The following is a 10,654-nucleotide window of genomic DNA, read 5'->3' on the forward strand; positions in this document are numbered from 1 at the left end:
CGAGATGGTGACCATCTCGACCTGGCGTCCGGTCTTGTGCGGCGCCCTGCTGGCCGGCGGCATCGTCGCGGCCACGACTCCGGCCGCATCGGCCGCGGTCTGCACGTCGGGCGTGCCCGGCGACGTCAACGGCGACGGCTACGCCGAGGTCGCGGTCAGTGAGACCGGCCGCCCGGACGACCAGGGCGCGGTGCACGTGTTCTACGGCCGGCCGACGGGGCTGGCCGCCAACGGCTCCGGCACCGCGTTGGACGACCAGTACCTCGACCAGGACCAGCCCGGGGTGCCCGGGACCGGCAGCAACGGCGACGACTTCGGCACCGCCGTGGCGTTCGGTGACTACAACGCCGACGGGTGTTCCGATCTGGCCGTCGGCGCCGCGACCGACTCCGTGGCCGGCACGGTCTACATCTTCTACGGCTCGAAGTCGGGGTTGCGGACCACGGGCAGCCAGCGCATCACCGACGTGCAGCTGCTCGGGGATCCCGGACAGTTCACCGACCAGGGATTCGCCACGGCACTGACGGCGGCGGACCTGAACGACGACGGTGACGACGACCTGGCGATCGGCGTGCCCGGCCACCGCGAGGCCGGCGAGATCCGCGGCGCCGTCGTGGTGCTGCTCGGCGGCAGCGGCGGACTGACGGCCGCCGACAAGACCGTGGTTGACCGGGGCAACGCCGACATCGGCGACCAGGCGATCTACTTCGGCAGCCAGCTGGCTGCCGGGGACTTCGACGGTGACGGCATCCAGGAGCTGGCGGTCACCTTCGGCCACGTCACGTCCGGGGATGATGAGGAAGGGGCCGGTGTGGGAGGCAATCCAGCCGGCTGGGTGCAGGTCCTCGAGGGGACGACGAGCGGGCTGACGCCCACGATGGACGAGCCGCTCGACGGGCCGGCACTCGGCATCGACGACCGGGTGCGGGAGGAGGACGGCGACCCCGACCAGCTCGCCTTCGGGGACGTCACGGCGGCGGGCGACGTCAACGCCGACGGTCGTGACGACCTCGCGGTAGGGATGCCAACCCTCGGCAACAGTGGTGTCGTCGCGCTCGTCAAGGGATCTGCGCAGGGACTGGCCGCGCCGGGTCTCGAGCGGTGGACCCAGGCGACGACGGGCGTGGCCGGGACGCCGGCCGACTTCGACTCGTTCGGCGCGGCCCTCGCGATGGGCCGGCTGGACGCCGGACCGACCGATGACCTGGCGATCGGCACGCCGTTCGACGTGATCGACGGCAGGCGCGGGGCCGGCTCGGTCTCGATCCTGCTGGGCAGCGCGTCCGGACTGACGACGGCGGGCCAGGGTGGCGCCCGTTACCACCAGAACACCTCAGGCATCGCGGGTGTCGCGGAGGCCGAGGACATGTTCGGCGAGGCGGTGGCGATCGCGAACGTCCAGAGCCGGACCCAGGGCTGCCTGGTCATCGGCGTCTACCGCGAGAAGGTCGGCACGCGCGACGGGACGGGGCAGATCCACCAGCTCTCGACCGCGGCGACCGGTCCGAAGACCGGTGGGAGCGTCGCCCTCAACCTCGACAGCCCCGGCGTGCGGGGGGCGTCCCGGGAGGACGCCCACTTCGGTCGCGCCCTGGACTGAGCCAGTCCCGCGGGCGACGGCGGTGCACTGTGGTGCTACGCGGTGCAGCCCTTGGACACGCTCGAGCTTCAGCCGATGTCGAGCGCGAGCAGGTCGTCCTCGGTCTCACGGCGCACGATGACCCGGGCCTCCCCGTCACGCACCGCCACGACCGCGGCGCGTGGCACGTGGTTGTAGTTGCTCGCGAGTGATCGGCAGTACGCCCCGGTGCCCGGCACGGCCAGCAGGTCCCCGGCCGCGACGTCACCGGGCAGGAACTCGTCCTTGACGACGATGTCGCCGGACTCGCAGTGCTTGCCCACGACCCGGCTGAGCAGCGCGGGGGCGTCGGACGTGCGCGAGGCGAGGGTGCAGGAGTAGTCGGCGCCGTACAGCGCGGGCCGGATGTTGTCGCTCATGCCGCCGTCCACCGAGACGTACCGCCGCGAGGCGCCACCATCGAGCGAGACCGCCTTGGTCGTGCCGACCTCGTACAGCGTGAACGTCGACGGGCCGGCGATCGCGCGACCAGGCTCGATCGACAGGTGCGGCAGGGCGATGCCCATCGCGGCGCACTCGTCGTCGATGATCTTGAGCATGCCGCGGGCCAGGTCCGCGGGCGTCGAGGGGTCGTCCTGGGTCGTGTAGGCGATGCCGAAGCCGCCGCCCAGGTCGAGCTCGGGGAGCGTGGCGCCGAGCTCGTTCTCGATCTCGGCGTGCAGGCGCAGCACCCGCCGCGCCGCGACCTCGAAGCCGTCGGTGACGAAGATCTGCGAGCCGATGTGCGAGTGCAGGCCGCGCAGCTCGAGCCCCGGAGCGGCGAGCACCCGGCGAGCCGCGTCGAGCGCGTCGCCGCCGGTGATCGAGAAGCCGAACTTCTGGTCCTCGTGGGAGGTCGAGATGTACTCATGGGTGTGGGCCTCTACGCCGGCGGTGACCCGGATCATGACCGGCGCGGTGACGCCGAGCTCGGTCGTCAGGTCAGCCAGCCGCTCGATCTCCTCGACCGAGTCGATGATGATCCGGCCGACGCCGGCCTCGAGGGCGCGGCGCAGCTCGGCGACGGACTTGTTGTTGCCGTGCAGCCCGATCCGGGCCGGGGGGAACTCCGCCCTGAGCGCGACCGCGAGCTCGCCGCCCGTGCACACGTCGAGGTTGAGGCCCTCCTCGGCGATCCACCGCGCCGTCGCGACGCACAGGAACGCCTTGCCCGCGTAGTAGACGTCGGCGGCCGGAAAGGCCTCCTTGAACGCCCGCGCACGGCGACGGAAGTCGTCCTCGTCCACGACGTACGTCGGGGTGCCGAACTCGGCGGCCAGGTCGACGACCGACTCCCCCGCGACGGTCAGGACGCCGTCGACCTTGGAGACGCCGTCGGCCCACAGGTGCGGCACGAGCTGGTTGGGGTCCTCGGGCGTACGCAGCCAGGCCGGTCCGCGATCGCCGGACTGGCCGTGGAGCGCACCCGCCTCGTGGGACCTCACATCCGCTCCGGGGCGGTCACGCCGAGCAGGCCGAGCCCGTTGGCGATGACCTGGCGGGTCGCGGCGACCAGCATGAGCCGGGCCCGGTGCAGGTCGTTCGGCTCCTCGTCGCCCTTGGGCAGGACGTGCGCGACGTCGTAGAACTTGTGGAACGCCGCGGCGGTGTCCTCGAGGTAGCGCGCGACGCGGTGCGGCTCGCGCAGCTCGGCGGCGCGGGCCACGACCTTGGGGTAGTCGGCCAGCGAGCGCAGCAGCGCACCCTCCTGCTCGACCGCCAGCAGCGACGGGTCGAAGGTCGCCTCGTCCAGCACGACACCGAGGTCGGCGGCGTTGCGGATGATCGACGAGAGCCGCGCATGGGCGTACTGGACGTAGTAGACCGGGTTGTCGCTGGTCTGGCTGGCCCACAGGTCGAGGTCGAGGTCGATCGTGGAGTCCATCGAGTAGCGCGCGAGCGCGTAGCGGGCCGCGTCGACGCCGATCGCCTCGACGAGGTCCTCCAGCGTCAGGACCGTGCCGGCGCGCTTGCTCATCCGCAGCGGCTTGCCGTCCCGGACCAGGTTGACCATCTGGCCGATGAGGATCTCGAGGTTGACCTTGGGGGTGTCGCCGAACGCGGCGCACATCGCCATCATCCGCGACACGTAGCCGTGGTGGTCGGCACCGAGCATGATGAGGCAGCGGTCGAAGCCGCGCTCGCGCTTGTCGAGGTAGTAGGCCAGGTCGCCGGAGATGTAGGCCGGCTCGCCGTCCGACTTGATGACGACACGGTCCTTGTCGTCACCGAAGTCGGAGGTGCGCAGCCACCGGGCGTCGTCCCGGTCGTACATCATCCCGAGCTCGTCGAGCCGGGCGATCGCGCGGTCGACGGCGCCGGACTCGTGCAGGTCGTTCTCGTGGAAGTAGACGTCGAACTCGACGCCGAAGTCCCGCAGGCTCTGCTTGATCTCGGAGAACATCAGGTCGACGCCCTCGGCGCGGAACGTCTCGAGCGCCTCGTCGTCGGGCAGGGCCGCCGCGTCGGGGTGCCTGGCCAGGACCGAGGCGACGATCTCGGAGATGTACTGGCCTCCGTAGCCGTCCTCCGGGGCGTCCTCGCCGCGGGCGTCGGCGAGCAGCGAGCGGGCGAACCGGTCGATCTGCACGCCGTGGTCGTTGAAGTAGTACTCGCGGGTGACCTCGGCGCCGATCGCACTGAGGATGCGGCCGAGCGAGTCGCCGACCGCGGCCCAGCGGACGCCACCGATGTGGATCGGCCCGGTCGGGTTGGCACTGACGAACTCGAGGTTGACCTTCTGGCCGGCGTAGAGCTCGCTCGTGCCGTACGTCGTCCCGGCCGTCACGATCTGCGGGGCCAGGGCGCCCTGGGCGCCGGCGTCGACGCGGATGTTGAGGAAGCCCGGCCCGGCGATCTCGGCGCTGGCGACACCCCCGGAGCCGGCCAGCTCGTCGGCGAGGAGCTGGGCGAAGTCGCGCGGGTTCATCCCGGCCTTCTTGCCCAGACGCAGCGCGATGTTGGTCGCGTAGTCGCCGTGCTCCTTGACCTTGGGTCGCTCGACCAGGACCTCGGTCGGGACGCCGTCGGGCAGGCTGATCGCACCAGCCTCGCTGAGGGACGTCAGGGCACCGATGATCGTGGCGGAGAGCTGGTCGGGGGTCACCCGACAAGGGTATCGACCCCGAACATGGACAACCCGCAGGGCTGCGTCCACTCACGAGGAGAGAAGCGCAGGTCGAGCGGACAACTCGACGCCCTGCGGGTCGGGTGACTGCGGGATATTCGCCGCCACCAGCCAGTTCACAAGAACTGAGTCCTTGTGGCTAGCGGGCAGCCACCTCACATGTCCAAGAAGAATTCATTCGTCGGACCACCTCCTCTCCGTGTACGGAAACCGTACGTCCCGGCACGGCCGGTTTCAAGCAGGTCGGTCCCGGTTCCTGGCCTTGCTGATGACGTCGCGCACCGTGAGGATCAGGAAGTCCGGGTCGAAGGGCTTCGTGACGTAGGCGTCGACGCCGGCCTGGGTCGCACGTTGGATGTCGGCGGGATGGTTCTGCGTCGTGACCATGACGACCGCGATGTGCCGCAGCCGAGGGTCCGACCGGATCGCGGTGACGGTCGCGACGCCGTCGAGCCGGGGCATCATGACATCGACCGTGATGGCGTCCGGCAGGACGTCCATGGTCCGCAGGACGGCCAGGCAGTCGACCCCGTCGACCGCCTCCTCGACCTCGATCCCAGCGAGTTCCATGTTGGTCCGGATCAGGAAGCGGATCGACGGGGTGTCGTCGACGACGAGCACTTTGGGCACGGTCACCACCGTAGTGCCCGTGCGGTAGGCTCACACCGCAGTTGGCCGAATGGCCCCCGTAGCTCAGGGGATAGAGCGCCGCCCTCCGGAGGCGGAAGCGCAGGTTCGAATCCTGCCGGGGGCACCAACCTTCTGGACGCATCGCTGACGCGTAGGGTCGGGGGATGCTCAGCTGGGACGCGATCGTGCTGGCCGGTGGGCGGGGCTCCCGGCTCGGTGGTGTCGACAAGGCCGGCCTCGTGATCGGCGGCACCTCGCTGCTGGAGCGGACGCTCGACGCGGTCCGCGGCGCCGACCGGGTCGTGGTCGTCGGTGACGTCGTCGCACCCGATGCGGTCGTCGTGCAGGAGACACCCCGCCACGGTGGACCCGCCGCCGCCGTCGGTGCCGGACTGGCGGAGGTCACGGCGCCGTACGTCCTGCTGCTGGGCTGCGACCAGCCCTTCGTCGCCGAGGCGATCGACACCCTGGTCGCCGCGGCCACGGGCCACGGGGTCGTCGCGGTCGATGCCGACGGTCGCCGCCAGCACCTCATGAGCGTCGTCGACGTCGCCGCCCTGCGCGCCTCCGCCGCCGCCCTCGGCGACCTCGACGGCCAGTCCCTGCGCAACCTGCTCCGTCCCCTCGACCTGCGCGAGGTCGTTGTCCCGGCCAGGTCTGCGCTCGACGTCGACACGTGGGACGATCACGAGAGGGCACGGGCCGAGGAGGAACGCGATGGGTGAGGTCGATCTGGACGGCTGGGTCGTCACGGTGGCGGAGGCGCTCGGCGTCGACCCCGCCGGCATCACGGTCGACGAGGTCCTGGACCTCGCGTCGGTCGCCGCGCACTCGGTCGTACGCCCCGCGGCCCCGCTCACGACGTTCGTCGCCGGGCTCGCGGCGGGACGCGCCGGAGGCTCCGCCAACGACATCCGGGCCGCCATCATCGCCGCGACCTCGGCGTGCGAGAAGCGCGGGGACAGCTGAGTGGCCGGGAGACTGACCCGCCGCACGCGCGTCACCCGTTGGGCGGCCGACGGCACGTCGATCGAGCGTGAGGACACGCTCGCGGTCGAGGAGCCCCTGGAGATCCGGGTCGCCGGCTCGTCGTTCTCCGTCACGATGCGCTCCCCCGGTGACGACTTCGACCTCGTCGCCGGATTCCTGGTCTCCGAGGGCATCATCTGGTCGGCCGACCAGCTGACGTCGCTGCGGTTCTGCGCCGGCACCGACGAGCAGGGCCTGCAGACGTTCAACGTCATCGACGCCGAGCTCGCCGCGGGCGTCGCCCCGCCCGACACCGACCTGGCCCGGCACGTCTACACGTCGAGCTCGTGCGGCATCTGTGGGACGGCGTCGATCGAGGCGGTGCACAAGGCCACGCACTTCGGCCGCGTCGACGGCGACAGCCGCTGGCCCGCCACGCTGATCGGCTCGTTGCCGGACCGGCTCCGGGAGCACCAGAAGGTCTTCGACCGGACGGGTGGCGTGCACGCGGCCGGCCTGTTCGACACCGCCGGCGAGCTGCTGTGCCTGCGGGAGGACGTCGGCCGCCACAACGCCGTCGACAAGGTCGTGGGGTGGGCCCTGCGGGACGGGCGGCTGCCGCTGCGCGAGACGGTCCTGCAGGTGTCGGGCCGGGCGTCATTCGAGCTGATCCAGAAGGCGCACATGGCCGGCATCCCGGTCCTCGCGGCCGTCTCGGCCCCCTCCTCGCTCGCGGTCGAGCACGCCGAGTCGGCGGGCATGACGCTGGCCGGGTTCAGCCGTCGCGGGGACTTCAACGTCTACGCGGGATCGCACCGCGTCGTCGCGGGATAAACTGCGGGCGGGTCCTTTCGGGCCTGTCTCGAGCCGAGCAGCGGATCCCTGTCGAAACACCCACCGACGGAGCCCCCATGGACCTCGACCTCGGCGTCATCGCCCGCACCGCCAAGGAGAACGAGCGGCGGCTGCCGATCCATCCCCGCCACCTCGAGCGCCTGAGCGACGAGGTGCGACCGCACGTGTTCCTCGAGGAGGGGTACGGCGAGGGGTTCGGCGTCACCGACGACGACCTGCGGCCGCTGGTCGGCGGGCTGCTCCCCCGGGCCGAGCTGATCGCGCGCTGCGACGTCATCCTCCTGACGAAGCCCCAGCCGTCCGACCTGCTCGAGATGCGTGAGGGCCAGGTCCTGTGGGGCTGGCCGCACTGCGTCCAGGACCCCGCGCTGACGCAGGCCGCGATCGATCGCAGGCTGACCCTCATCGCCTGGGAGGTCATGAACCACTGGGGCGCCGACGGCGGCTTCCTGCTCCACGTCTTCCACAAGAACAACGAGCTGGCTGGCTACGGCTCGGTGCTGCACGCGATGTCGCTGGCCGGGCTGACCGGCACGTACGGTCGCCGTCTCACGGCCGCCGTGATCGGCTTCGGCGCGACCGCCCGCGGCGCGGTGACGGCTCTGAGCGCCCACGGCATCCACGACGTCGACATCTTCACGCAGCGGGGGGTCGCCGCGGTCAGCGCGCCGATCCACTCCGCGCGCATCGTGCAGTTCGACCCCGCCGGCTCCCCCGCCGAGAGCCGTGCGCTGGTCGACCAGGAGTGGACGCCCCTGCCGGCCCTCCTCGCCGAGCACGACGTCATCGTCAACTGCGTCCTGCAGGACCCCAACTCCCCGATGTCGTTCCTGATGAATGCCGACCTGCCGATGCTCCCGTCGGGCACGTTGATCGTCGACGTGTCGTGCGACGAGGGCATGGGCTTCGAGTGGGCCAAGCCCACGACGTTCGACGAGCCGTCCTTCACGGTCGGCAACGGCGTGACCTATTACGCCGTCGACCACAGCCCGTCCTACCTGTGGAACTCCGCGACCTGGGAGATCAGCCAGGCTTTGCTGCCGTACGTCGGGAAGGTCCTCTCCGGCAGCGCCGCATGGGACGCCGACGAGACGCTGCGCCGGGCCATCGAGATCCGCGACGGTGTCGTCCAGAACCCCCACATCCTGTCGTTCCAGAAGCGCTCGGCGGACTATCCGCACGACGCCCTCTAGGGAGTCGACCGTCGGGCCTGCATGCTGGGGGCATGGGCCGCATCCGGACTGAGTTCGACATCCACTCCACCGCCGCCGAGGTCGTCGCCGGCATCGACCTGACGGGCCGGCGCATCGTCGTCACCGGCGGCGCCTCCGGCATCGGCGTCGAGACGACCCGCGCGCTGGCCGGCGCCGGCGCGGACGTCACGATCGCGGTGCGCGACATCGGGGCGGGCGAGCGCGTGGCAGCCGAGATCCGCAGCATGATCGACCGCGGGAGCGTCACTGTCGCGCTCCTCGACCTGACCGACCACGCGACGATCGATGCGTTCGTCGAGGCGTGGGAGGGCCCCCTCGACGTGCTGGTCAACAACGCCGGCGTGATGGAGACCCCCGAGACGTACACGCCCGAGGGGTGGGAGCTGCAGTTCGCGACCAACCACCTCGGACACTTCGCGCTCGCGCTCGGCCTGCACGATGCGCTCGCCGCGGCCGGCAACGCCCGCATCGTCTCGGTCAGCTCGACCGCGTTGTACGCCTCACCGGTCGTCTTCGACGACCTGTTCTTCGAGCACCGGGCGTACGACCCGGGCCTCGCGTACGGCCAGTCCAAGACCGCCAACGTGCTGTTCGCGGTCGAGGCCACCCGGCGCTGGGCCGCCGACGGCATCACCGCCAATGCCCTGATGCCGGGCTCGATCGCGACCAACCTGCAGCGGCACAGCGGCGGGGACGACACCCCGCCCGAGCGACAGAAGACCACCGAGCAGGGCGCCTCGACGACGGTGCTGCTGGCGACCAGCCCGCTGCTCGAGGGCGTCGGGGGACGCTACTTCGTCAACAACCAGGAGGCCGCGGTGCTCGACGAGCCGACCGACGTCCTGGACGGCGTCGCCCCGTACGCACTCGACCCCGCGGCCGCGGCCCGCCTCTGGGAGGTCTCGCTGACCCTCCTGGAGCTGACGGACGACTGAATCGGCTGTCGGTCCCCTCCGCGATGCTGGAGGGGTCGACACCGCCGCGGACGTCGTCCGCCGTGACCTTGCCTGGTGGACGAGCCTGACCCTGACCGACAGCTCGAGGTGGACGGCGACACCTCCTGGTCCTCCGAGGAGTCCATCGACGTCGACATCCCCCGGCTCATGCTGCTGTCCAACGTCGACGAGTACATCTCCTACGCCCGCGACCCCCGACGACTTCACGGAGTCGAGCCTGCCTGAGCGCGGCGGAAGGCTCGCGTTACCCTGTAGGCAGGTAGTGACACCACCGCGCCAGCACACAATTGGAAGAGGCGATCGAGGCTGTGGCCGAGTCCTCACACGACAGTTCAACCCCCGATTTCGGCACGAACCAGTGGCTCGTCGAGGAGATGTTCGAGCGCTTCCAGGAGGACCCCTCCTCGGTAGACCAGAGCTGGGCGTCCTTCTTCCAGACTGGTGACGGAGCCTCGCTCACCGGGGCCTCCGGCAACGGCGTGGCCCCCACCGCCACGGCAACCGCTCCCGTCGACACGACTCCCCCGTCGCCGCCGCCGACCTCCCCGGAGTCCAAGACGCCGCCGGCCCGCAAGACCGAGCCCGCCACCGCGACGCCGGCCGCCAAGACCGTCGAGCCGTCGCCGATCGCGCCGACCGAGAAGACCCCGATCCACGAGCCGACCACCCCGGCCCCCGCGGACAAGAAGGCCGAGCCTGCCACCGGCCCCGGTGAGGTCGAGCACGTCGTACTGCGTGGCGCCGCCGCCCGCACCGTCGCCAACATGGACGCGAGCCTCGCGGTCCCGACCGCGACCAGCGTCCGCTCGGTCCCGGTCAAGCTCCTGTTCGACAACCGCATCGTGATCAACAACCACCTTGCCCGCGCACGCGGCGGCAAGGTCTCGTTCACGCACCTCATCGGCTGGGCGATCGTCAAGGCGATCAAGGCCCTGCCCGAGATGAACACCGGCTACGAGGTCGACGCGAAGGGCAAGCCCAACCAGCTCAAGCCCGAGCACGTCAACTTCGGCCTGGCGATCGACCTCAAGAAGCCCGACGGGTCCCGCACGCTGCTGGTCCCCTCGATCAAGGCCGCGGACACCATGACGTTCGCCGAGTTCTGGGCGGCGTACGAGACGATGGTCCGCAAGGCGCGCGACAACAAGCTCGCGGTCACCGACTTCCAGGGCACGACGGTCAGCCTGACCAACCCCGGCGGCATCGGCACCAACCACTCGATCCCCCGCCTCATGCAGGGCCAGGGCGTCATCGTCGGCGTCGGCTCGATGGAGTACCCGCCGGA

At 70.9% G+C, this 10,654-nt stretch carries 11 protein-coding genes and 1 tRNA gene; 9 read left to right on the forward strand and 3 right to left on the reverse strand.

Annotated features, from left to right (window positions below; translation table 11 throughout):
• A partial coding sequence (locus JWQ91_RS02595) for a hypothetical protein (RefSeq protein WP_297780428.1) occupies nt 1–1,600 on the forward strand: 1,600 nt, incomplete at its 5' end.
• Nucleotides 1,601–1,668: 68 nt separating this feature from the next.
• Here JWQ91_RS02595 and lysA read toward each other — a convergent pair.
• From lysA to JWQ91_RS02610, 3 genes are all read right to left on the reverse strand, one after another.
• Nucleotides 1,669–3,063, reverse strand: coding sequence for a diaminopimelate decarboxylase (gene lysA / locus JWQ91_RS02600; RefSeq protein WP_297780430.1), 1,395 nt, complete (start codon nt 3,061–3,063; stop codon nt 1,669–1,671).
• Complete coding sequence (argS, locus tag JWQ91_RS02605; RefSeq protein WP_297780432.1) at nt 3,060–4,724, reverse strand: arginine--tRNA ligase; 1,665 nt, start codon at nt 4,722–4,724, stop codon at nt 3,060–3,062. The genes lysA and argS overlap by 4 nt, the downstream gene beginning before the upstream one ends.
• 255 nt (nt 4,725–4,979) lie before the next feature.
• Complete coding sequence (locus tag JWQ91_RS02610; protein ID WP_297780434.1) at nt 4,980–5,375, reverse strand: response regulator; 396 nt, start codon at nt 5,373–5,375, stop codon at nt 4,980–4,982.
• Between the two features lie 52 nt (nt 5,376–5,427).
• Between JWQ91_RS02610 and JWQ91_RS02615 the strand changes: the two genes are divergently transcribed.
• From JWQ91_RS02615 to JWQ91_RS02650, 8 genes are all read left to right on the forward strand, one after another.
• A tRNA-Arg gene (locus JWQ91_RS02615) sits at nt 5,428–5,502 on the forward strand.
• A gap of 37 nt (nt 5,503–5,539) precedes the next feature.
• A complete protein-coding gene (locus JWQ91_RS02620; protein ID WP_297780436.1) occupies nt 5,540–6,100 on the forward strand; it encodes an NTP transferase domain-containing protein in 561 nt (186 codons plus the stop codon).
• Nucleotides 6,093–6,344, forward strand: coding sequence for a DUF6457 domain-containing protein (locus JWQ91_RS02625; protein WP_297780438.1), 252 nt, complete (start codon nt 6,093–6,095; stop codon nt 6,342–6,344). Before JWQ91_RS02620 ends, JWQ91_RS02625 begins: the two co-directional genes overlap by 8 nt.
• Nucleotides 6,345–7,178, forward strand: a complete 834-nt coding sequence (gene fdhD / locus JWQ91_RS02630; protein ID WP_297780441.1) for a formate dehydrogenase accessory sulfurtransferase FdhD — start codon at nt 6,345–6,347, stop codon at nt 7,176–7,178.
• Nucleotides 7,179–7,255: 77 nt separating this feature from the next.
• Nucleotides 7,256–8,392 (forward strand): N(5)-(carboxyethyl)ornithine synthase, encoded by a 1,137-nt coding sequence (locus JWQ91_RS02635; RefSeq protein ID WP_297780444.1) that lies wholly within the window; start codon nt 7,256–7,258, stop codon nt 8,390–8,392.
• A gap of 32 nt (nt 8,393–8,424) precedes the next feature.
• The gene (locus JWQ91_RS02640; protein ID WP_297780447.1) at nt 8,425–9,348 is read left to right on the forward strand and encodes an SDR family NAD(P)-dependent oxidoreductase; all 924 of its coding nucleotides are present in this window, start codon (nt 8,425–8,427) and stop codon (nt 9,346–9,348) included.
• A gap of 75 nt (nt 9,349–9,423) precedes the next feature.
• Nucleotides 9,424–9,594 (forward strand): hypothetical protein, encoded by a 171-nt coding sequence (locus JWQ91_RS02645; RefSeq protein WP_297780449.1) that lies wholly within the window; start codon nt 9,424–9,426, stop codon nt 9,592–9,594.
• An 83-nt stretch (nt 9,595–9,677) separates the two neighbouring features.
• Nucleotides 9,678–10,654: 2-oxo acid dehydrogenase subunit E2 (locus JWQ91_RS02650; protein WP_297780451.1), on the forward strand; the 977-nt coding region annotated here is incomplete at its 3' end.

The organism is Aeromicrobium sp. (assembly GCF_025965075.1).
Taxonomy (GTDB): domain Bacteria; phylum Actinomycetota; class Actinomycetes; order Propionibacteriales; family Nocardioidaceae; genus Aeromicrobium.

What these genes read in the sequence shown, in the direction of transcription:
- JWQ91_RS02620 (WP_297780436.1), top strand. Translation starts at nt 5,540, where the DNA reads ATGCTCAGCTGGGACGCGATCGTGCTGGCCGGTGGGCGGGGCTCCCGG.
- JWQ91_RS02625 (WP_297780438.1), top strand. Translation starts at nt 6,093, where the DNA reads ATGGGTGAGGTCGATCTGGACGGCTGGGTCGTCACGGTGGCGGAGGCG.
- JWQ91_RS02635 (WP_297780444.1), top strand. Translation starts at nt 7,256, where the DNA reads ATGGACCTCGACCTCGGCGTCATCGCCCGCACCGCCAAGGAGAACGAG.
- JWQ91_RS02640 (WP_297780447.1), top strand. Translation starts at nt 8,425, where the DNA reads ATGGGCCGCATCCGGACTGAGTTCGACATCCACTCCACCGCCGCCGAG.